Source organism: Weissella viridescens (genome assembly GCF_014789145.1).
Taxonomy (GTDB): domain Bacteria; phylum Bacillota; class Bacilli; order Lactobacillales; family Lactobacillaceae; genus Weissella; species Weissella viridescens.
Genome location: NZ_CP061835.1, coordinates 1,451,318 through 1,473,709, shown reverse-complemented (window position 1 = coordinate 1,473,709; position 22,392 = coordinate 1,451,318). Strand labels below are relative to the sequence as shown.

The following is a 22,392-nucleotide window of genomic DNA, read 5'->3' as shown; positions in this document are numbered from 1 at the left end:
GAGGGAAAAGAATGGCATTAGATATATTAGTTGGTCCAGCAAGCAAAGACCATGAACTTGAACTGCTCGAACAGATGCAAACAACTCTTGAAAATGATCCACAGGCCCAACTTTTTTATGTGGTGCCGAATCATATTAAATTTGAAAGTGAAATTGATGTCTTAGAACGTTTAGCCAAGTTAATGGGACACGAAGGAAACGCCGTTTCGGTGCCACGTGTCCAAGTATTTTCATTGAGTCGTTTGGCTTGGTATTACATGAATGATGATCCGCTTTATCACGCAGCGAATGTCTCGAAGGATGCCATGGTCATGTTGGTACAACGCTTGTTGCGTCAAAATCAGGACCAGTTGCAACTTTACCAATCAATGTTGAACAAACCTGGTTTTGTTAGTCAATTTACGGATCAATTGCTTGAACTCCGTCAATCTGGTTTACAACAACATGATTTAGAAGCCATTCAAGGTAATTTAAAAAATGCCCAGACGCTGGTGTATAAATTGCATGATTTGACCCTAATTGGGGACCAATTAGATGCGATTTTAGCAGAGCGAGGTCAATATCTGAATAGTGATTTATTGTTAGCTTTGAAGGTTTATTTGAATACAGATAAAGCTGATTTAAGCCACCATCAATTTTTTATTAATCGATATGCGCAAATGACACAAGCGGAACGTGGGGTAGTTGAAGCCTTAATCGCTAATGCGCAACAAGTCACTTTGGGGCTACCGGCTGATAATCTAAAATTGAACGCCGGACAACCCGATTTGTTCCAACCAGAAAAACATTTGGGGCAACATTTGTTAGATTATGCCCAGCAGAAACAGATACCGGCACAGGTCAAACCAGTTCTAAATGAACGACCAATTAGTCAAACCATGCATGCTGTGGAAGATTTTTGGCAAAGTTATGAACGTACAGGGGTGCAAACACACGATGGCGCTGGAACAATTCAATCAGATGAACTGCAAGTTTGGCAGGCGAATACGCCGTATCAAGAAGTGGAACAAATGGCACGTCAGATTCGCCAAGAGGTCGCCCGTGGTGAGCACCGTTACCGGGATTACCTGCTATTAGCACGTGATTTAGGCCCCTATCAAAATATTATTCCAGCAGTCTTTAGCCGTTTTGAGATTCCATTTTTTATGGATGCCGATTTATCAATGGGCGAGCATCCGTTTGTCGCCTTTTTAGATCAATTACTAGATTTGTCGAATGGATTGACGTTAAATCGAGTGATGACCTTGCTGAAGACAGAGTTACTCCGTCCTGAAGCAGTTTCGTTAACGGATTATCGTGAAGCATTAGCACTTACGGAAAATTATGCGTTAGCGAAAAATATGGCCGGTTGGCGTTGGCAAGACCAAACGCCATGGCAATTTGATCGTCAAACGTTAGATATGGACGATGATGTTGTTCGTGAACGTGTCGAAGCAAAAGATGCACAAATTGAATTGGTGCACCAACAAATGAGTCAAACGGTCGTACCGTTTTTGAAACAAATTGAACAGGTGCAAAATGCGCGTGAATTGGCAACGGCGTTATATCAATTTTTACTCGACCAACGTGTGGATCAACAATTGTTAGCTTGGCGTGATGAAGCCATTGCACGAGGTGATTTGAATTTAGCGCAACAACCCGAACAAGTCTGGCGGACCTTTATTGGTGTGTTAGATGACTTTGTGACAGTCTTTGATGCTGAAACAATGACCTTATCTGAACTTAAAGATGCGTTACAAGCTGGATTTGATAATGCTAACTACTCTGGTATTCCGGCGACGATGGATCAAGTTCGGGTTTCAGAAAGTGGGATTGTTCAGGGAGAGCACTATGACACAACGATTGTCTTTGGTGCCACGAATACGAACTTACCAGGTACAGTGAAAACGAAGGCAATTTTGAATGATCAAGATCGTGACATATTAGCCAGTTATTTGCCAGATGGTGTTCAAATGAAGGGGACAGCTGAACAACAAATGGCACAAGAGCCATTTCTCATGTACAGTGCGATGATGAGTACGCAACGTCGCCTGGTTTGGTTATATGCCACAAGTGATGGAGATAAAGAACAGGAAGCTTCAACATACATTAACCGTCTAACCCAACAATTCGATTTGAAGGCGCAACATTTCTTGGTATTACCAACGCCTGAATTGACTGAGCTTGGCCAATTTGTAGGATCACCTGCTAGCACGTTGGCGCATTTGGTGATGGTCAATCGTTTTGCCTTGAACCAAAAGGTAGGTCTGACTCTGAATTGGCAAGCTTTGCAAAATCAAGTCTCACAGTTACTACCAGAACCAACGCAACGTTTGATGAAGAGTTTGAAGTATGTGAATGAACCACAACCTGTTCAACCAGCTCTCGTTACTGATTTGTTTGGTACTGATTTGAAGGCATCAGTGTCACGTCTCCAAAGTTATGCCCGTAATCCTTATGAGTTCTTCTTACAATACGGGTTGCGTTTACGTGACCGTGAAGTGATGGATTTGACGCCAGCCGAAAAAGGAACGTATATGCACGCGCTCTTTGAAGGTGTGTTCAATGCCTTGATTCAAGAAAATAAGGTTTTGGGACAATTGACTAATGCGGAAATCGCACAAAAGGTGCAAGTCTATGCGGATCAGTTATTGAGTGCAGGTGACATTACCTTTGATATCTTCAACAGTTCGGCACGGATGCGGTTCTTAACGAAACTATTGACGCAGCAAGTGATTGCTGACTTAGAACAAATGCGTCGCGGTCAGCCTGATAATCAAAAGATTCAAACGCAACGGACTGAAGTTGGCTTTGGACTTGGTAAACAAGGCCTTAAGCCCGTTAAGTATGATGTTGCCGGAGGTTCTGTAACTGTCCGTGGAAAAATTGATCGTTTTGATCGTGTTCGGACCGGTGATAAGGACTATTTGATGATTGTTGATTACAAATCAAGTAAGCGTGATTTCAACTTCACCAAGGCCTTATCAGGATTAGAACTACAACTCATGACGTATTGGGAAGCCTTATCAGATGCTGAAGCAATTGAAGTGGGCGGAGCAACTTATTTCAATGCGCAAACGCCATTGCTAAAGTTAGACAAAGAGCCACTATTGCCTGATTATCCATCCCTTTTGGCCTATGCTGATGAAAAGGCGCAGCAAGGGGGACAGTACACAGGTGTCTTGCGCCAGGATGACGCACTATTATCAGCTTTGGACACACCAGAAGGTGATCCGAAGTTGTATGGCTTTGAATATAAGAAGTCGGGGGATGCGCTAAAGAGTGGACATGAAACTTATTCGGATGATGAATTAAACACGTTGATTGATTACAATCGTTATATGATTCAACACATTGCGGAACGCATCTTACAAGGATCATTTCCTTTACAGCCATTCCGTGATAAACAAGCGACTGGGTTACAACATAGTGATTACCTACCCGTGATGTTCTTTGATGCCATGCTCGGTAACAAGTATCATGATATTTCACAACTACCAAGTAACCGGAACGGCGCCCTTGAAGCAATGCATCGTAAAATGACGGAACCTGATTCGACAGAGGAGGATAACCAGTAATGCAGTTTACAGAATCACAACAAGCAGCCATTACCCATAAAGATAAAAATATCCTAGTTTCTGCGTCAGCAGGTTCAGGGAAGACCCGCGTCTTGGTTGAACGGGTCTTACAGCGTTTGCTGGCTGGCGAAAACATCGATGAATTCTTAATCGTAACTTTCACCAATGCTGCGGCGGCGGAAATGAAAGAACGGCTGGAAGCGGCCATTCGCCAAGCAATTCCAGAAGCTGACGATAAGCAACACCTGCTCAAGCAATTGCGTTTAATTAACGTGGCTAGCATCTCAACGTTACATGCCTTTGCGATGCGCTTGATTGAGCAATACCACTACACCATCAACTTAGATCCGCAGTTTAGATTGGTAGATGATGCTGAAAATACGCTCATTAAGCAAGAAGTGTATCAAACGTTATTGGATGACGCATATGAAGCTGATGAGACGGCAACTGGACATCCATTTACGCATTTTGTACAACAATTCAAAACGAACGCACAGGACGATGGTGACTTACAACAAGCTGTTTTTACGCTGTTTAACTTTGCCATGGCACGTCCAGATACAACGGAGTGGCTTGAGAGTTTAACAGATGCGTATGTCTCAAATGCCGATTATGCGCAAACACCGTTTTATCAACAAATGGTGCAGCCACGCATGGTCCAAACCTTGGAGGGCTTAGTGACATTAGCTCAAGATGCCGTTAACCATGCGCCTGACACGAATGATGAAGAAGCGGCTGAAAATCGGTTGCATAATTTAATGAATGATGCAGCGAAACTGGAAGATGTGCAAGCGATGTTGCAAAACCCAGATGCAACGTTTGATCAAATTCGCCAACTGGTACTGAACTTACAATTTGAAACCTTTGGTAAAAATGAAAAGGGCAAAGCACCACGCTTTAAGTCTGATTCACAGGTTAAAGAAGCCTGGGCGCCTATTAGTAAGGAACGTCAAGATCGCCAAAAAGCGATTGATTCTTGGAAGCATGCTTACTTTACCTTGGATTCGCAAGGAATTCAGATCGCCATGGACGGAGCTGGAACGACTTTGGCAACGTTGGTTAAATTTACACAACAATTCCAAGAGGCGTTTTTGAAGGAGAAGCTTCGACGCAAGGTGCTCGATTTCAATGATTTGGAACACTTTGCCTTGGAAATTGTACAACAAGATGCTGTCGCCCATGAATTACAGCAACACTATCGTGAAGTCATGGTCGATGAATACCAAGATACGAACCAACTACAAGAAGCGATTTTGAGTCGAATTGCTGGACCGGAAAATACCTTCCAAGTGGGGGATATTAAGCAGTCGATTTATAAATTCCGTCAGGCAGATCCAACCTTATTTGGTTCAAAGTTGACGGCATATCCAACGCGCGAGGATAGTGAAGTGATTACGCTCCAAGAAAACTTCCGTTCTCAACCGAATGTCACCAACTTTATTAATTACATCTTTGCGCAAGTGATGGATGAAGCATTAGGAGATGTTGATTATAGTGGTGAAGCTGAACTGGTAGCTGGAGCCGACTATTATCCTGAAGCCATTGCCAAGCAAGCCAATTTGCTGGTGTATTTGCAGGAAGATGACGCTGGTTCGGATGAAGAAGAAGTGCCAAATAGTTTGGACAATGATGAAAGTTATGACGGTGCAACTGGACAGATCCACTTGATGGCCTTGAAAATCCGCCAAATTATGCAAGACCCAGACTACGTTATTTTTGACCGAAAGGCTGGAAAGACCCGCCGCCCAACTTATTCAGATATGACCATTTTGGTGCCAACCAAGAATCAAAATCTAGATGTGTTAGATGTCTTTGGGGCCTTGGACTTGCCAGTTACGATTGAAGGAACGGAGAATTTCTTTCAAACGACTGAAATTTCGGTGATGTTAAGTTTACTTCGCGTGATTGATAATCCGCATCAAGATATTCCTTTGGCCGCTGTGTTACGTTCACCTTTGTATGGCTTAAATGAAAATGATCTCGCATTAATCCGATTACAAAATCAACAGGATGACTTCTATCAAGCAGTGACCACCTGGTTGAATGCCGGCGATGAGCTGCCATACCCCGGAAATGATGTTGATCAACGCGCAAAGGTTCAGCGCGTGTTGCAACGTTTTGCGGATGATTTGGCTGACTTTAAGCGTTTGGCAACTCAGAATCAAATCGTTGACCTGATTTGGCAAATTTATAACCGGACAGGTTGGTTAGATTATGTGGGTGGTTTACCTTCGGGAGCGCAACGTCAAGCCAACTTGCACGCCTTGTATGAACGCGCAGCAAGTTACCAACGCTCATCATTCGTTGGGTTGTACCAATTTATTCAGTACGTTCTGGAGCTTCAATCGCAAGATCGTGATTTAAGTTCGGCGGATGCGAATGTTAGTGATGATACGATTCGCCTGATGACGATTCACCATTCGAAGGGACTTGAGTTCCCAATTGTTTTCGTGTTAAACAGCACGCACCAAATGGTTTCAATTAATGAATCAAAGGGACCCATTTTGGCGGATGCCAAAGCGGGTGTTGGGGTCAACTATGTCGATGCTGACCACAATCTAATGCTACCTACGCCCCAACGCGAATTTGTGAAGGAAACGCGTAAAGCCGGTGCCTTTGCAGAACAATTGCGTGTCTTGTATGTGGCATTGACCCGTGCCGAACAGAACTTATATTTGGTTGGAACGTATCGTACCTTGGATACCATGGATAAAACGTGGCAGTTGAGTGCATTAGGTACGAGTTGGATGTTACCAACTTGGATTCGTGAACGTGCCAGTTCATACATGGACTTAGCCGGGATGGCGTTGTTACGCCACCCTGAAGCAAATCAGAAGTTACAAAAAGCTTATGCAGCAGTTGGCGCCGAGTTCGATATGCCCGAAACGAGTCCGTTGCCTGCTAAAAATGACTTTGGTTTTGATGTTGAATTGATGAACCAAACGACTTTAAAAACTGCCGAAGCAGCAATGCCAAAGCAAGTAGTGGCGCAAAATGAACAAGCTAGCGATCGTGATAGCTCTGCAACACCAATTACAGACTGGCATCAAGTGCTTGATTTTACTTATCCTTATGAAGGTGCCACTCGGGCCACAGCTTATCAGTCTGTTTCAGAGTTGAAGCGTTTGTTTGAAGATCCGGATTTAAGTGCTGGACGGGTACTTGAAGATGAGCGTCTTTCAGCGCAAAATGAAGTCGGGTTACGTTTTGTGAATGAGTCATTAGCCGAACCAGAGTTTATGCAACACCAAACCAAACGAGTAGCACCGGCTGCCATTGGAACGGCGACACACATGGTGATGCAACGCGTTGATTTAACGCACGGGGCACCAACACTAGCAGATTTGCAAACGCTATTAGATCAATTGGTAGCAAACGAGTCGATTGAAGCTGATGTGGCAAAGCGTGTTGATCTGCAAAGGATTGAAAGTTTCTTTAATGCAAACATCTTGGGTCAAACAATGGTGGCGCATGCTGATAGTTTGGAACGGGAAGTTCCCTTCTCATTGTTGTTGAATGCAAGTAATTTATACCGTGACTATCAAGGTGATGAAAAGGTCTTGGTCCACGGAATTATTGATGGTTATTTCAAGGTTGGCGATGACGTTTGGCTCTTCGACTACAAAACTGACCATATTAAGCAGAATGAGTCAGCGGCGCAGGTACTCACGGCGCGCTACAGTGGACAAATTAATGTCTATGCACAAGCGCTGGTTGCGCAAGGCTTGCCTTATCCAAAACGCTATCTTTACTCATTTGATGCCCAAGAAACCATAGAACTAAAGTAAGACTGGGAGGTCGTAGGAACATGACAAAACCAAAAGTATTATTCACTGGAGAACTTACCCCAGCTGTTGTTGAAACACTATCACAAGACTTTGAGGTGACGTATCCCAAAGATCATCCGTATACGCGTGCTGAATTATTAGCAGCGTTACCGGGTCAGGAAGCGCTCGTCTTCTTTGGTTACCAAGTTGATCAAGAATTGGTGGACGCCGGGAAAGATTTGAAAGTCATTGCGACTTGCAGTGTTGGTTTTGACCACATTGATTTGAACTACACGCGTGAAAAAGGGATTGTTGTTGCTAATACGCCTGAAAGCGTACGTGTGCCAACGGCCGAGATGGCGATAGCATTGATGTTAGACGTGACGCGCAATATCATGCCTCTCGATGATAAAATGCATGCTGGTGAATGGACGCCGATGACAAACCCGGCCAACCATGCGACGAGTGTGCAAGGCAAGACGCTTGGTATCTTCGGAATGGGCCGGATTGGTAAAACGATGGCTCAATTTGGTCAGATGCTGGGGATGAATGTGATTTATCATAACCGGCACCAACTAGCACCTGAAGCCGAGACTGCAGCGAACGTGAAGTACGTTACGTTTGAAGAGCTTGTGCAACAAGCGGATGTACTTTCATTGCATGCACCAGCGACGACTGAAACGACGCATATTATTAATGCGGATGTCTTTAAACAAATGAAAAATTCAGCCTTTTTGATCAATGTCGCCCGAGGTGCTTTAGTCAATACAAGTGATTTAGCGGATGCCCTCAAGCAACATGAAATTGCGGGGGCTGGGTTAGATGTCTTCGAAAATGAACCCGAAGTGCCAATGGCTTTAACTGGTTTTAACAATGTGGTGATGACCCCGCATGCCGGAACTGGTACTGTTGAAGCACAAACGGCGATTTTTGAGGAAGCTGTCAGCAATGTGCGCGCTGCCTTAGCTGGTCAGCCTACAAATGTTGTTAATGGTATGAAGTAACAAAAAAGATGACTCACATTTGTGAGTCATCTTTTTTTAGTGACGATATTTAATTAAGTGTTGGGCTAAGCCAACGCTAAGTGCAACAAGTGCCAATATGGCAATGTTGACGATTGATTGATTTTTTTCATAGCCAGTATCTGGCAACGTAGCAGCGCGTTTGGTAACTGAAGGTGCGACTGTTGCACTGTTTTTTTCAGGTGCAGGTTGCGTTGAGGTCGTTGCATTTGAACCTGTTGCACTAGCCTGCTTGTTTGCTGCTTTTGGCGTTTCTTGTTCGAAACGAGGTGCCACTGTGCTTTCAAATAATTTACCGATCTTAGTACCTGAACCATCAATGATGTATTGTCCTTCTAATTCAGCAAAGGGTTCACCGTTATCAGTGATAAGAGTACTATCTTTCCCGACATAAGCAACGACAATACCGTTGTCATCTAAAACACGTCCATTAGTAAAATACCACGTTGTACCATTTAGCATTTTAATGGTTTTACCATGCCATTGCCCATCCGTCGTGCTTCGCTCAATTTTAGGCGTCACAGTTGAGGTAGCTGAGGGTTGGGTTGGTGTTTCAGATTTAGTTGGTTCTGAGACAAGTCCGTTTGTTTTATGAGTTGTAATTGGCGTAGATACTGTCGTGTCAGTGGTTGTAGTTTCAGAGGTAGCTGGTTTGGACGTTGCTGTGCCAGTACCCTTATCAGTTAGCGCTGATGCTTGTTCAGTCTTGTCCGCTGATGCTGTTGAAACCTGAGTTGCATTGGCTGTATCTGTAACGGGTGCTTTGTCGACCTGTTCAGTTTGTGGCTGGGTGGCTGTTTGTTGTGTGTCATCCGCATGGGCAACTGTTGCGATGCTGATACCTAATACAGCAGTGAGGGTAACGGAATACAACTTAATATTTTTGTACATGATTTGCGCTCCTATTGGGAATTGGTTATTGAACAGTATAACACTAATTTTGTCATACAAATGCAATATTAAACAATTATTTAGAGCGAGTACTTTATTTTGAAAACGCTAGTATAACGATAACCTAATTGAATGCCGTTAAATGGAGCTGGTACTAAGCGTCCGTATGATTAAAGATTTAACTGTATTGAATTTTGATGCGCGTGGCGCAATCTTGTTGTTGTTGATCAGAGTAATGCGCATTCACATACTTCACCACTGTGGCTAGATCGACTTTGGCGAGTGGGGTCGTTGAGGTTCCGTCGTAAAAAGTCACGGTATTATGGTTTGATCCTGAAAGTTCATAATATGGCGCATCGTTTTGATTCGTATTTGGTACCAAGATACGATAAACCGTGAGTGTGTTCGTACGCGGCTCTTTCATTAGGGTAGTACTACTCTTAAAAGCAACAGGGACCTGTTTCCAATGAGCGTTGTCCTCAAGATGGTTAGCTCCATAAAGCCCAATTACTGTTGTGGCGAGTTCTTCATTTGTTTTAGTATCGTCAACCGTTGTTTTACCAGCTTTATGCGTACCTGGGGCGAGAGTGTTAACTTGGTTCTTGAGGTCCGGCTGAGTCGTGTAGGCAACTCCGGCACCTATCCCTGCGACGGCGACACTACCAAGCAGTATTTTTGAAATAGTCTTCATCGGACATAGCGCTCCAATCGTTTTTAGTATTATTTATCAAGTATAAAAGGTCGGAGAAAAATTGTAAAAGGAAGCCAGAAAACGCTTGCAAAAATTTTAAATATCACATACAATTAACTTGTGAAAAAGATAACAATAAAATGAATTTTGTGGAGGATTTAAGATTATGAAGGCTGCTGTTGTACGTCAAAACCCAGATGGATTCGTTGATTTAGTAGATGATTGGGAGCCACGTGAAGTTGGTTTCGGTGAAGCTTTAGTTGATGTTGAATATTGTGGACTTTGTCACACAGATTTGCACGTTGCAAATGGTGACTTTGGTAATCCTAATGAAATTAATCCACGTCCTGGCTTCCGTCGTGTTATTGGGCACGAAGGAGTTGGTATCGTTTCAAAGCTTGGTGAAGGTGCTTCAGACTATTTGAAGGTTGGAGATCGTGTTTCTATTGCATGGTTCTACGATGCTTGTGGAAACTGTGAGTACTGTAACACGGGTAACGAAACATTCTGTCGTAAGGTTCGTAACGCTGGATTCAGTGTTGACGGTGCGATGGCGCAACAAGTTGTGGTCAATGCTAAGTATGCCGTTAAGGTCCCTGCTGAACTTGATCCAATGGAAGCGTCATCAATCACTTGTGCCGGTGTAACAATGTATAAGTCATTGAAGGTTGGAGAAACCAAGCCTGGACAATGGGTTTCAGTTGTTGGAGCTGGTGGTCTTGGTAACTTGGCCATCCAATATGCGCACAATGTTTTCGGAGCCCATGTTGTTGCTGTTGATGGAAATCCTGACAAGCTACAAGCGGCCAAGGATTCAGGAGCTGAATTGTTGATTAACCGTAAGACTGAAGATGTTCCTGCCATCATTCAAGAAAAAGTTGGTGGTGTTCACAATGCGCAAGTTACTGCCGTTAACACCCAGGCTTTTGACCAATCAATTGCCTCATTGCGTCCAATGGGTAAGTTGGTTGCCGTTGCCTTGCCACAAGGTAATATGGAATTAAACGTTGTGAAGACTGTTTTGGATGGCATTGAAGTTAAGGGGTCACTTGTTGGTGGTCGTACTGATTTGGCTGAAGCCTTCCAATTCGGAGCTGAAGGTAAGGTTAAGCCTATCGTTCAACGTGCCGATGTGCGTGACTTGAATGACGTTATTGAATCAATGCACAATAACCAAATTACAGGGCGTATGGTCTTTGATTTCCGTTCACTATAACCAGTGTTTATTGATTAAAAGCTGACTTCGGTCGGCTTTTTTATTTTGCTAAGCGGCAGGAAGTTGTAAAAACGTTTTACCAATTGGTGTAATGCGCTTGCCAATCCCTAGAGATATCGTTTAAACTATTAGATATACAAAATCTGATTGTCTGCATATTTTTTGCATGCATAGAAAAATAAATTGAAGAAACTAGGGAAATGTGATGAATATTTTAGGATTGTTTTTCGTCTCACTGGCGATTATTGGCTGGAGTGCATATCCGACGTTAGTATCAAAAATTGGTGGAAATCCAATTCAAGCTATTTTTGGTGCAACTTGGGGAACATTGATTGTTGCAACTGTTGTTGTGCTTGTGGGAAATTACCCAATGCCAACAGGGGCAAACTTTTGGTTATCAGTTGTGTCAGGGGCTGCGTGGGCTTTTGGAAATGTTGTAACAATCTCAGCCTTTGGGTTGAAAGATGACCAGGGTCACATTTTGGGATCAGCTAAAGTTATGCCAATATCGACGGCGTTTCAAATTATTGCCAATGTTCTTTGGGGCGTTACTATGCTAGGTAATTGGGCTAGCTTCGAAGCTAAAATATTTGGTACGTTTGCAGTGGTTGCCATTATGGTTGGCGCCTATTTGACGACATATCAAGAAAAGAAAACGGCGGGAAATTCGAAGTTGTTGATTAAAGCCATGGTTATTTTATTGATTGCCCAAGTGGGGTATTCACTCTATGGTATTTTGCCCCAATACACACACGACATTAGTGGTATGGATATGTTCTTCCCACAAGCTTTAGGGATGGCCGCTTTTGGAACTGGTTTAGGACTATATGATTTATTGAAAAATAAACACAATATTTTCAATAAGGTGGTGACGTATCGTCAACTTATCTCAGGATTCTTTTTTGCGATGGGAGCTTTGGGATACCTTGTCTCAGCACAACCGGCTATGTTAGGGTTAGCAACGAGTTTTGTGCTATCACAAGTGTCAATTGTTGGTGCAACTGTTTCAGGAATTGTCGTGATGCATGTCCATAAAACACGTAAAGAATGGTTAGCAACGATGGTCGGATTATTGCTTATTGTACTTGCGGCGGCTGTGACGGCTTTCTTAAAATAAAATTGAAATCGTTTGTTAGTAGTAAAGACACTAATAGACGATTTTTTTGTACAAAAAAAACGCCAATTGGCGTTTTATTTTTGGACGATTTCAACGGAATCATCGTCTCCGATAATGAGATCGTCACAGACATCAAGGAACAGACCGTGTTCAACGACGCCAGCGAAATCTTCTAAATCACTACCAAATTGATGCAAATCTTTGATTTCAGAAATGTCGATATCAATAATGTAGTTAACTGAGTCAGTTTCTAATAATGTCTTGTTCACATTACGGCGGAAAACAGGATTAAGCCCGTGCGTCTTCAGATAATTAAAAATGTGAGTACTTCCAAAGGGGATGACCTCAATGGGTAGTTTTGTTTGCCCCAAGTGTTCGCGAACCTTGGTGGTATCTACTAACCAGACATTGCGCTTTGAGCTTTGTGCAACGATTTTTTCATAAAGTAAGGCGGCACCGCCACCTTTAATGCCATTAAGGTGGGCATCGACTTCATCAGCGCCATCAATTGTGACGTCGATTTGGTCAATATCGTCTAAATCAACGACGTTTAAACCAAGGCTAGTTGCCAATGCTGCGGATTTTTCAGAAGTCGCAACACACGTTAAAGTCAGTTGCGCTTGCTTTGCGTATTCGGCTAATTTTTCAATGAAAAGGCTAGCTGTGCTTCCGCTACCTAATCCAACAATCATATTGTCTTCAATGAAATCAAGTGCGGCAACTGCAGCAGTTTCTTTCTTTTTATTGACCATTATCCAAAAATTCCTCCGAGCAGTTTTGTTTGTTGCGTATTCAGCAAAAACTATTATAACTGTTTTTGCAACGAGTTAAAACAGGTAAATTCGTGAGAAATTAATGATATGGTTTGCGTCTAGTTATTGCCACTCGATTTCCCAACCAGAATTAGCATCGGTTGGTTTGATTAGGGCAAGTTCATTAATGTCTGGATTGTCAAAGACAGGTAACATTTCGGCGAAGGTATGCGGTAATTGATAAGTGCCATCGGTTAATTTTTCACGTGTTGTCCAAAAAATTTCCCCCTCACGGCTTGATGTTAAATCACCAGTATATTCGGTTGTTTTATATAAGAAAACAATATAACGTGCACCGTTGTTCAGTGGCCATTCTTTGATACCAACTAATTTTGGGTGGCTAATCGTAAGGCCGGTTTCTTCATACGCTTCACGAATAACTGAAGCAGTAATGGTTTCGTCAGTGTCGATATGACCTCCAGGGAATGTTACGCCTGGCCAGTTTTGATTGTGCCGATTCTCGACTAAAATTTGGTGAGTGTCAGGATTTTCAATCAAAATCATATTCGTGAGTTCAGTGGGGGTAGTGCGATCAGTCATAGGTGGCCTCCTTGGTTAAGGTGTAAGAAAAAAACAATCCAACGTGTTGGATTGTTTTTATTTGTTTTTAAATTATCCCTTGAAAACCCATTCGTTACCATCTTTAGCAAGTAACTCATCAGATTCCTTTGGTCCCATTGAACCAGAAACGTAGTTAGGGAAGGTTGCAGGAGTCTTGTCCCATGCATCTTGGATGGCATCGACGAACTTCCAAGCAACGGCCACACCATTCCAGTCAGCAAAGTTAGATCCGTTTCCGTCCATGCAATCGTGAATCATACGTTCGTATGGTTCTGGAGTAACAGCCTTGTCAGCTTCAGAAACTTGCCAATCCAATTCGATTGGACGTGTTTGGAATGTATCAGTGACGTTCTTAGCGTTAACTGTCAATTCAACGCGACCAACTGGGTCAATCAAAATTGAAAGAACAGGGTTAACAAGCTTTTCGCCACCTTGACCAAAGATGTTGGCTGACTTCTTGAAGACGATATCTACACGTGTTGCCTTAGCAGCTAGACGCTTTCCTGAACGGATGTAGAAAGGAACGCCTTCCCAACGTGGTGTATCAAATTGCAACTTACCAGCAACGAAAGTATTGTTTTGTGAACCTGCTGGAACATCTGGTTCATCCAAGTACTTGCGTTGTGAACCATCAGCTGATTCACCGTATTGACCACGTACAAAGTTTTCAGCAACTTCATCGTTTGAATAAATTTTCAAAGCATTGAAGGCTGTGTTCTTTGCGGCACGGACAGCCTTATCGCTAAAGTCTGTTGGCTTTTCCATGGCTAACCAACCAATGATTTGCATCGTGTGGTTTTGAATCATGTCACGCAAAGCTCCGGCAGTATCATAGTATCCGGCACGTTCTTCAACACCAAGGACTTCTGACAATGTTACTTGAACGTTTTCGATGTAGTCCTTATTCCAAGCAGCATCAATCAATGGGTTTCCAAAACGAAGTGGGGCAATGTTTTGTACCATTTCCTTACCAAGATAGTGGTCAATTCGGTAGATTTGATCATCATCAAAGGCTTCAGTCAGTTCCTTTTGAAGTTCTTCGGCAGTTTTATATGAAGAACCAAATGGCTTTTCAATCATCAAACGGTTGTATTCACCATTTTCAGTAATCAAACCTTCTGACTTCAAATATTTAGCAATTGTTCCAAAGAAACGTGGTGCCACAGACATATAGAAAATACGATTTCCCTTTAGTCCATACTTGGCATCAAGTTCGTTATCAAGGTCCAACATTTCGGCGTAACTGGCCTTATCAGTAATGTCTTGCTTGATGTAATAGAAGTGCGAGATAAATTCCTCAGCATTGGCTTGATCATCGATGAAACCATCAAGTGATGCTAAAACCATTTGACGGAATTCGTCGTTTGACATTTCTTGACGAGATGCCCCGACAATTGCGAAATGCTCTTGTAAAAATCCCTTTTTGAAAAGGTTGTAAGTAGAAGGGTAAAGCTTACGCTTAGCAAGATCACCGGTTCCACCAAAAAATGTTAACAATGTAGTAATTTCTTCTGGCACGACTATACTCCTTTTTAAATAGCTATAACTAGATTTTGTAACTAAATAAATTCTGAGTAAACAGAACTATTCGACACCTTTATTATAAACTTTTTTTCACAAATTATCTATAAATTGTGAAAAAAAGTGACAAATCAAAAGGGTTATTGTGAAAGACCCTACAAATTAATCTTCCGCGAAAATCTCAGTTGTCTTAACCGCGGCATGCCAACCATCTAAGAGGCGGGTGCGTGTCTGATCATCGATGGTTGGTTCAAAGCGCCGTCCTTGAAGGACGTGCTCTTCTAAATCAGCCAAGTTATGCCAATAACCAGTCGCAATACCAGCTAAAAAGGCTGCTCCCATGGCGGTAGTATCTTCATCCATGGCTCGTTGTACGGGCATGTTAGCGATATTCGCTTGGAATTGCATTAAGTAAGGGTTACGTGAAACTGAGCCATCTGCCTTTAGTTCAGTCGGTTTAACGACAGCGGCTTGATTCATCAGATTCATAATATCAGCAGTTTGGTATGCAATTGACTGCAACGTTGCTTTAATAAAGTCGTTTTTAGTGGTACTGCGCGTCAATCCTAGTACGGAACCGCGTGCTTGAGGGTTCCAATACGGCGCCCCCAGACCATTAAAAGCAGGGACCATATAAATTTCGTTATGATTAGTTGAAGCATCTGCGGCATGCCAACTGTCGACTTGATTTTCAATCAAATCTAGGTTGGTATGTAGCCATTGTAAAGCTGAACCAGCATTGAAGACGGCACCATCTAAGGCGTAAGTGGTTTGATCACCAACTTGATAAGCAATAGTGGTCGTCAAATTCTCCGTAGAGACAGGTTGATCTCCAGTATTGAGTAATAGGAAAGCCCCAGCCCCATACGTGGCTTTAATATCACCAGGGTGAGTACCTAATTGTCCAATTAACGCCGCGTTTTGGTCACCGATTAAACAGGCGATTGGCACGGCATTACCAAAGAAGTGCAGTGGGCTGGTTTTAGTAATGACTTCACTACTTGCATGAACTTCAGGCAACATTGAGGCTGGAATATTAAAGATATCCAAAAGTTCTGGGTCCCAGCTTTGCGTATGAATGTTGTACAGCATTGTTCGCGCAGCATTCGAGGCATCAGTAACATGTGCTTGGCCATCGGTGAGTTGCCATACTAGCCAACTATCGACGGTTCCAAAAGCTAATTTACCGGCTTCGGCTAGTTTTTGGGCGCCATCAACGTGATCTAAAATCCAACGAATTTTAGTGGCAGAAAAGTATGGGTTAATTGGTAGTCCAGTTTTTTCATGAATTGTTTTGGCATAGCCATCAGCAACTAGCTGTTCGGCGATTTCAGCCGATTGGAGGGAAGCCCAAGAAATAGCATTATAAATTGGTTGGCCAGTTTCACGGTTCCAAACAATGGTTGTCTCTCGTTGACTGGCAATGCCAATTGCTTTGATATCACTGGCATTAATCCCAGCGTTGATTAAAGCGTCACCAATCACTGACTGAACGCTTTCCCAAATGTCGGTGGGGCGTTGTTCTTGCCAACCCGGCTGGGGGATTATAGGTGTTAAAGCTGTGGCAGCGGTTAGCACGCGCCGAGTATTGTGGTTAAAGATAACCGCACGTGTTCCAGTGGTTCCTTGGTCTAATGCCAGAATATATTCCGTTTGTTTAATTGGCATATGCAGTCCTCAATTCCAGATATTCTTTCGTTATAGATAACCCCATTATAACATTTTAGTTCGGTGGTTGATTCAAAACGGGGAAAACAGGTTGGTTGAGTTGAATTTGCAAGAATATTTCGGTATTTGGACGGTAAAATTTTATTTATGTGAACTTAATATGTTACAATTGTATGAAAATCTATAAATACCGAACGTTCGAGGTTTAAATATGAAAACACGACGCAGTGACCGATTGGTCGACATGACCTATTATTTGCTAGAGCGACCACGCACTTTGGTTTCGCTAACCCATTTTTCAGATGAATATGAAAGTGCAAAGTCTTCAATTTCTGAAGATCTTAGTATTTTAAAACGTACATTTCAAGAGCGCGGAATTGGTCTATTGGAGACCATTCCAGGCGCAGCGGGTGGGGCTATCTTTACCCCATATATGTTGAAAAACGAAGCAGAAGATTTTGTTGCTTCATTAATTAATGCCATTGATGATGATACCCGAGTTCTACCAGGAGGCTATGTTTACCTATCAGATTTGCTAGGTCAACCATGGTTCTTGAAGCGCATCGGGCGTTTGATTGCGACACAATATTTGAAGGAACCGATCGATGCTGTTATGACGGCGGCTACAAAGGGTGTTCCTGTTGCCCAATCAGTGGCTGAAGAATTGAATGTCCCATTTGTGATTGTTCGAAACGATACCAAAGTTACCGAAGGACCAACGATGTCAGTGAATTATGTGACTGGACAATCGCAACGGCTTGAAAAGATGGAATTGTCACGTCGCTCATTGCCAATGGGCTCACGAGTTTTGATTGTCGATGATTTCATGAAAGCCGGTGGCACCATCCGCGGGATGGCTTCGTTGGTTAAAGAATTCGAGGGACAAGTTGTTGGTGCAGCGGTCGTTGCAGAAGGACGCGTTGAAAATCGAGTGATTGAGGACTATACATCACTGGTACACGTTGAGACAAACAATGAGAATGGTGTGATTAGTGTGACGCCAGGAAATTATCAAAAGCAGATTTTTAGTAATAAGGATGAAGCATAAGCGAAAGTGAAAACGTAGATTGAGGTGATTATAAAATGGATCGATATATTGTAATTTTAGCTGCTGGAAAAGGAACCCGCATGAAGTCTGATATGCCAAAGGTTTTACACCAAGTTGGGGGTAAGGCTATGGTTGAAATGGTGCTTGATGCATCAGAGGCTTTGAATCCGAAGAAAATCGTGACCATTGTTGGTCATGGTGGTGATCAGGTGCGCCAAACGATTGGTGATCGTAGTGCGGTTGTGGAACAAAAGGAACAACTTGGTACGGGGCATGCCATTTTAATGGCGGAGCCAGAACTGGATGATTTATCAGGAATGACTTTAATTGCCTCTGGGGATGCGCCTCTTTTTACAGTTGATACATTAAACCGTTTATTTGATTTTCATGCACAATCAGGAAATGCCGTGACTGTTTTAACAGCCCAAGCACCTGATCCAACAGGGTATGGACGCATTGTCCGTGATGAACAAGGAAACGTTGTACGGATTGTGGAACAAAAGGATGCAACTCCTGAGGAAGCGGCAATTCATGAAATCAATACCGGTGTTTACGTTTTTGATAATAAATTATTGTTTAAGAGCCTACATGAAGTAACAAACGATAACGCACAGGGTGAATATTATTTGCCTGATACACTTGAGATTTTACGTAATGAAGGATACACCGTAGGGGCCTACATTATGGATGATTTTGATGAATCAATGGGTGTTAATGATCGCGTTGCGTTAGCTAAGGCGAACAAGGTTTTGCGTGACCGTACAAATGAAGCGCATATGCGCGCTGGGGTAACGTTGATTGACCCAGCCACAACTTATATTGATGTTGATGTTAAAATTGGTCCTGATACAGTGATTGAACCTAATGTTGTTTTAAAAGGAAAAACAACGATTGGTTCACGGGTCTATTTAACTTCTGGAACACAAATTCGCGATAGTGATGTGGAAGACGATGCCCAAATTGACGCTAGTCATTTGGAAGAAGCACACGTCGGTAAGGCGGCCACAATTGGTCCGTTTGCACACTTGCGTCCTAAGGCTGACTTAGCCGAAAAGGCACATGCTGGAAACTTCGTTGAAGTTAAGAATGCGCAATTAGGCAAAGGTTCAAAGATGGGCCACCTTTCATATCTTGGTGATGCCACAGTTGGTGAAGATGTTAATATCGGCGCTGGAACAATTTTTGTGAATTACGATGGTAAACATAAGTACCATACAACGATTGGTGATCGTAGTTTTATTGGATCAAACACAAAGATTATTGCACCAGTAACGATTGGTAAAGAAGCGCTAACTGCAGCTGGTTCAACAATTACAGATGATATTCCAGACCATGCCATGGGCATTGCGCGTTCTCGTCAAACGGTTAAACCAGATTTTTGGAAGCGAACGGCTTTGTTCGAAAAGTTCGGTCAACAAGATTAGCCGATTAACGCATCGGGTTATTAAAATATTTCATTTTGATGACTCACGTATAACACCCGTTGAATTAAAGTGGTTGAGAAGGTAGAATTGAATGTAACATTGTGAGCACAAATAAATCACTTAGATATAAAATGGAGGATTCGAATGGCGACCTATGGGGATGCACATTTAAAAATTTTTTCGTTGAGTAGTAATCACCCTTTAGCAGAAAAAATTGCGGCTTCGATTGGTGTTGAATTATCAGCGATTAATCTTGCGCGCTTTAGTGATAATGAAATTCAAGTGAACATTGAAGAGTCAGTCCGTGGGGATAATGTCTACATTATTCAATCAACGTCTGCACCAGTAAATGATAACTTGATGGAACTGCTAATCACCATCGATGCGCTTCGCCGAGCTAGTGCCAAGTCAATCAACGTGGTTATGCCTTATTACGGGTATGCCCGTCAAGACCGTAAGGCCCGTTCTCGCGAACCAATTACCGCGAAATTGGTAGCTAATATGCTTGAGATGGCTGGCGCAACACGTGTTCTAGCTATGGATTTGCATGCTGCTCAAATTCAAGGATTCTTCGACATTCCTGTTGATCACCTAATGGGTGCGCCTTTGTTGGCTGACTACCTACTTACTGAAGGCATTGTGGATGACAATACTGTTGTTGTTTCACCCGATCACGGTGGTGTTACACGTGCGCGTAAGTTAGCTGAAATGCTAGGTTCTGAAGAACCAATTGCGATTATTGATAAGCGTCGTCCAAAGGCCAACGTGGCTAAGATTATGAATATCATTGGAAACGTCAAGGGTAAGCGCGCCATCATGATTGATGACATGATCGATACTGGTGGTACAATTTCACAAGGTGCGCAAAAGTTGATTGATGAAGGGGCTGAAGAAGTTTACGTTGTGGCGAGCCACGCTGTCTTCTCTGGTAATGCGCCTGAAAATCTACAAAATTCTGTCTTTAAAAAGGTCATTGTTACGGATTCAATTGCCCTTCCTGAAGAAAAGAAGTTTGATAAGTTAGTTCAAGTGACGACTGCTGATTTGATTGGTGAAGCAATTACACGAATCAATGAAAATAAGGCAGTTTCTCCGTTGTTTGATACACGGTTTCACCGCGAACAAAAATAATTAAAATGCCCGCCATGTGCGGGCTTTTTTAATGGTTTCGTAACATAAAAAAACTTGCACTATTGGTTTAGAGTGTGTAGAATTAGCTTTTGTGAGTAACGATGAATTTTCATCGAGACTCCTTGCTGGAGATACCAGCCATAGACCATAAGGAGGAAAATATAATGGCATACGAATTAACGTACATCATCCGTCCAGACATGGATGCGGATGCAAAGAAGGCATTGGTTGAACGTTTCGACAAGATCTTGTCTGACAACGGAGCAACTGTGATTGAATCAAAAGATTGGTCATCACGCCGTTTCGCATACGAAATTGAAGGTTACCGTGAAGGTACTTACCATATCGTAAACTTCACAGCTGATGATTCAGCTGCACTTAACGAATTTGATCGTTTGGCTAAGATCTCACAAGATATCTTGCGTCACATGATCGTTAAGCGCGATGACATCGCTGGTTAATTGAACATAGTTCAGTTAACAATTTCATCTAACTTAGATTAAGTTTAAATCAGGAAGGGGATTCTCCAATGATCAATCGTGTTGTTTTAGTGGGACGTCTTACGCGTGATGTTGAATTACGTTATACGACATCTGGCACAGCTGTTGGCTCATTTACTTTGGCGGTTAACCGTCAGTTTACAAATGCCAGTGGTGAACGCGAAACTGATTTTATTAATTGTGTGATTTGGCGTAAATCTGCTGAAAACTTCTCGAACTTTACTTCAAAAGGTTCATTAGTTGCAGTAGAAGGTCGTTTACAAACGCGTAATTACGAAAATCAACAAGGACAACGTGTCTATGTCACGGAAGTTGTCGTAGATAACTTCTCATTGTTGGAGAGTCGTGCTGAGAGTGAACAACGTCGTAGCGCTGCTGGCGCAACGAACAATGGTAATTTTGGTGGGCAAAATAATGCTAATCAAGGTTTCCAGGGTGGTGCACAAAATACTGCACAAACACCAAGCCCATTTGGCAACTCGTCAGATGGTCAGGTGTTTAATGCTTCGAATACTACAAATAACGCAACGACACCAAATAATAGTGATCCGTTTGCGGGTGGTCAAGAAGTCGATATCTCTGACGATGACTTACCATTCTAAGTTAGTTTAATTTGTCTTTTGACAAAGTCTATTTAGGAGGAATTTAATCATGGCACAACAACAACGTCGTGGTGGCGGACCTCGTCGCCGTCGTAAGGTTGACTTTATCGCAGCCAACCACATCGAATATGTGGATTACAAGAACACAGAATTATTGGAACGTTTCATTTCAGAACGTGGTAAGATTTTGCCTCGTCGTGTAACTGGAACTTCTGCTAAGAACCAACGCAAGGTAACTACTGCTATCAAGCGTGCACGTATCATGGGACTTTTGCCTTTCGTTGCAGAAGACTAAGATATAAAAAAGCGAGCAACTTCGGTTGCTCGCTTTTTTTGTTGCTGTTATGCAAGGATTAGAAATGAGGATACAAAAAAACCTGACTCGTAAAAGTCAGGTTCAGGAGTGGACAAGAAGGGGCTCGAACCCTTGACCCACGGATTAAGAGTCCGTTGCTCTACCAACTGAGCTACTTGTCCAAAACGTTTCGTTGTCATCGCAACAACATATATAAATATACCATCTACTCATGGATCATGCAAGCTTTTTTTGAAAAAAGTTTTTATCTTTCTTGAAAAAAGTTATAAAAAAACCTGACTCGTAAAAGTCAGGTTTAGGAGTGGACAAGAAGGGGCTCGAACCCTTGACCCACGGATTAAGAGTCCGTTGCTCTACCAACTGAGCTACTTGTCCAAAACGTTTCGTTGCTATCTCAACAACAGATAATAATATACCATCTCATAAAAATGAATGCAAGCCTTTTTTGAAATTTATTTTTGTGAATGTTTGCATTAACTAATGCAACGATGGTGTTGCGAGAGTGGCAAAATGGTGTGATATTTGTTAAACTAGTACTTAAGTGATAT

17 protein-coding genes and 2 tRNA genes are annotated in these 22,392 nt (G+C 42.5%); 11 read left to right on the top strand and 8 right to left on the bottom strand.

Translation table 11 applies throughout. The features are described 5' to 3' along the window. Positions 1-11: 11 nt before the first annotated feature. The 3 genes from IE337_RS07285 to IE337_RS07275 are packed head-to-tail and all read left to right on the top strand — an operon-like array spanning position 12 to position 8,328. Complete coding sequence (locus IE337_RS07285; protein WP_191136310.1) at positions 12-3,557, top strand: PD-(D/E)XK nuclease family protein; 3,546 nt, start codon at positions 12-14, stop codon at positions 3,555-3,557. Then, entirely contained in the window at positions 3,557-7,345 is a 3,789-nt protein-coding gene (gene addA / locus IE337_RS07280) for a helicase-exonuclease AddAB subunit AddA (RefSeq protein ID WP_191136309.1), read from the top strand. Before IE337_RS07285 ends, addA begins: the two co-directional genes overlap by 1 nt. 20 nt (positions 7,346-7,365) lie before the next feature. Continuing rightward, positions 7,366-8,328 carry an NAD(P)-dependent oxidoreductase gene (locus IE337_RS07275; RefSeq protein ID WP_191136308.1) on the top strand — a complete coding sequence of 321 codons (963 nt, stop codon included), beginning with the start codon at positions 7,366-7,368 and terminating at the stop codon, positions 8,326-8,328. A gap of 36 nt (positions 8,329-8,364) precedes the next feature. Here the strand turns inward: IE337_RS07275 and IE337_RS07270 are convergent, their stop codons facing one another. Together IE337_RS07270 and IE337_RS07265 are read right to left on the bottom strand one after the other, a co-directional pair. Further along, entirely contained in the window at positions 8,365-9,237 is an 873-nt protein-coding gene (locus IE337_RS07270) for a hypothetical protein (protein ID WP_191136307.1), read from the bottom strand. 178 nt (positions 9,238-9,415) lie between these two features. Next, entirely contained in the window at positions 9,416-9,928 is a 513-nt protein-coding gene (locus IE337_RS07265) for a hypothetical protein (protein ID WP_191136306.1), read from the bottom strand. A gap of 166 nt (positions 9,929-10,094) precedes the next feature. Between IE337_RS07265 and adhP the strand changes: the two genes are divergently transcribed. Beyond that, positions 10,095-11,144, top strand: a complete 1,050-nt coding sequence (gene adhP / locus IE337_RS07260) for an alcohol dehydrogenase AdhP (RefSeq protein ID WP_057746816.1) — start codon at positions 10,095-10,097, stop codon at positions 11,142-11,144. A gap of 205 nt (positions 11,145-11,349) precedes the next feature. Continuing rightward, positions 11,350-12,261, top strand: coding sequence for a GRP family sugar transporter (locus IE337_RS07255; RefSeq protein ID WP_191136305.1), 912 nt, complete (start codon positions 11,350-11,352; stop codon positions 12,259-12,261). A 74-nt stretch (positions 12,262-12,335) separates the two neighbouring features. Here the strand turns inward: IE337_RS07255 and rpiA are convergent, their stop codons facing one another. The 4 genes from rpiA to glpK form a co-directional block, all read right to left on the bottom strand. Continuing rightward, positions 12,336-13,013, bottom strand: coding sequence for a ribose-5-phosphate isomerase RpiA (rpiA, locus tag IE337_RS07250; protein WP_227067498.1), 678 nt, complete (start codon positions 13,011-13,013; stop codon positions 12,336-12,338). A gap of 123 nt (positions 13,014-13,136) precedes the next feature. Further along, positions 13,137-13,613 (bottom strand): 8-oxo-dGTP diphosphatase, encoded by a 477-nt coding sequence (locus tag IE337_RS07245; RefSeq protein WP_191136304.1) that lies wholly within the window; start codon positions 13,611-13,613, stop codon positions 13,137-13,139. 72 nt (positions 13,614-13,685) lie between these two features. After that, positions 13,686-15,152, bottom strand: coding sequence for a glucose-6-phosphate dehydrogenase (gene zwf, locus IE337_RS07240; protein WP_057746807.1), 1,467 nt, complete (start codon positions 15,150-15,152; stop codon positions 13,686-13,688). A gap of 165 nt (positions 15,153-15,317) precedes the next feature. Continuing rightward, positions 15,318-16,823: a glycerol kinase GlpK gene (glpK, locus tag IE337_RS07235; protein ID WP_191136303.1), complete on the bottom strand. Its 1,506-nt coding sequence runs from the start codon at positions 16,821-16,823 to the stop codon at positions 15,318-15,320. A gap of 211 nt (positions 16,824-17,034) precedes the next feature. Between glpK and purR the strand changes: the two genes are divergently transcribed. The 6 genes from purR (at position 17,035) to rpsR (ending at position 21,823) form a co-directional block, all read left to right on the top strand. Further along, complete coding sequence (gene purR / locus IE337_RS07230) at positions 17,035-17,871, top strand: pur operon repressor (RefSeq protein ID WP_057746802.1); 837 nt, start codon at positions 17,035-17,037, stop codon at positions 17,869-17,871. A gap of 35 nt (positions 17,872-17,906) precedes the next feature. Next, entirely contained in the window at positions 17,907-19,295 is a 1,389-nt protein-coding gene (gene glmU, locus IE337_RS07225) for a bifunctional UDP-N-acetylglucosamine diphosphorylase/glucosamine-1-phosphate N-acetyltransferase GlmU (protein ID WP_057746799.1), read from the top strand. Between the two features lie 144 nt (positions 19,296-19,439). After that, complete coding sequence (locus IE337_RS07220) at positions 19,440-20,426, top strand: ribose-phosphate diphosphokinase (RefSeq protein ID WP_072152819.1); 987 nt, start codon at positions 19,440-19,442, stop codon at positions 20,424-20,426. 164 nt (positions 20,427-20,590) lie between these two features. Further along, on the top strand, positions 20,591-20,887 hold the full coding sequence (gene rpsF, locus IE337_RS07215) for a 30S ribosomal protein S6 (RefSeq protein ID WP_057746793.1): 297 nt from the start codon (positions 20,591-20,593) through the stop codon (positions 20,885-20,887). A gap of 68 nt (positions 20,888-20,955) precedes the next feature. Further along, the gene (gene ssb / locus IE337_RS07210; RefSeq protein WP_057746790.1) at positions 20,956-21,528 is read left to right on the top strand and encodes a single-stranded DNA-binding protein; all 573 of its coding nucleotides are present in this window, start codon (positions 20,956-20,958) and stop codon (positions 21,526-21,528) included. A gap of 49 nt (positions 21,529-21,577) precedes the next feature. Beyond that, a complete protein-coding gene (rpsR, locus tag IE337_RS07205; protein ID WP_057746787.1) occupies positions 21,578-21,823 on the top strand; it encodes a 30S ribosomal protein S18 in 246 nt (81 codons plus the stop codon). A 109-nt stretch (positions 21,824-21,932) separates the two neighbouring features. Here rpsR and IE337_RS07200 read toward each other — a convergent pair. Together IE337_RS07200 and IE337_RS07195 are read right to left on the bottom strand one after the other, a co-directional pair. Continuing rightward, positions 21,933-22,005 (bottom strand) — tRNA-Lys (locus IE337_RS07200). A 141-nt stretch (positions 22,006-22,146) separates the two neighbouring features. Beyond that, positions 22,147-22,219: transfer RNA gene (locus IE337_RS07195), tRNA-Lys, on the bottom strand. Positions 22,220-22,392 lie beyond the last annotated feature (173 nt).

What these genes read in the sequence shown, in the direction of transcription:
- rpsR (WP_057746787.1), top strand. Translation starts at nt 21,578, where the DNA reads ATGGCACAACAACAACGTCGTGGTGGCGGACCTCGTCGCCGTCGTAAG.
- rpiA (WP_227067498.1), bottom strand. Translation starts at nt 13,013, where the DNA reads ATGGTCAATAAAAAGAAAGAAACTGCTGCAGTTGCCGCACTTGATTTC.
- purR (WP_057746802.1), top strand. Translation starts at nt 17,035, where the DNA reads ATGAAAACACGACGCAGTGACCGATTGGTCGACATGACCTATTATTTG.
- adhP (WP_057746816.1), top strand. Translation starts at nt 10,095, where the DNA reads ATGAAGGCTGCTGTTGTACGTCAAAACCCAGATGGATTCGTTGATTTA.
- IE337_RS07275 (WP_191136308.1), top strand. Translation starts at nt 7,366, where the DNA reads ATGACAAAACCAAAAGTATTATTCACTGGAGAACTTACCCCAGCTGTT.
- IE337_RS07255 (WP_191136305.1), top strand. Translation starts at nt 11,350, where the DNA reads ATGAATATTTTAGGATTGTTTTTCGTCTCACTGGCGATTATTGGCTGG.
- IE337_RS07285 (WP_191136310.1), top strand. Translation starts at nt 12, where the DNA reads ATGGCATTAGATATATTAGTTGGTCCAGCAAGCAAAGACCATGAACTT.
- glmU (WP_057746799.1), top strand. Translation starts at nt 17,907, where the DNA reads ATGGATCGATATATTGTAATTTTAGCTGCTGGAAAAGGAACCCGCATG.
- ssb (WP_057746790.1), top strand. Translation starts at nt 20,956, where the DNA reads ATGATCAATCGTGTTGTTTTAGTGGGACGTCTTACGCGTGATGTTGAA.
- IE337_RS07270 (WP_191136307.1), bottom strand. Translation starts at nt 9,237, where the DNA reads ATGTACAAAAATATTAAGTTGTATTCCGTTACCCTCACTGCTGTATTA.
- glpK (WP_191136303.1), bottom strand. Translation starts at nt 16,823, where the DNA reads ATGCCAATTAAACAAACGGAATATATTCTGGCATTAGACCAAGGAACC.
- IE337_RS07245 (WP_191136304.1), bottom strand. Translation starts at nt 13,613, where the DNA reads ATGACTGATCGCACTACCCCCACTGAACTCACGAATATGATTTTGATT.
- IE337_RS07220 (WP_072152819.1), top strand. Translation starts at nt 19,440, where the DNA reads ATGGCGACCTATGGGGATGCACATTTAAAAATTTTTTCGTTGAGTAGT.
- IE337_RS07265 (WP_191136306.1), bottom strand. Translation starts at nt 9,928, where the DNA reads ATGAAGACTATTTCAAAAATACTGCTTGGTAGTGTCGCCGTCGCAGGG.
- rpsF (WP_057746793.1), top strand. Translation starts at nt 20,591, where the DNA reads ATGGCATACGAATTAACGTACATCATCCGTCCAGACATGGATGCGGAT.
- addA (WP_191136309.1), top strand. Translation starts at nt 3,557, where the DNA reads ATGCAGTTTACAGAATCACAACAAGCAGCCATTACCCATAAAGATAAA.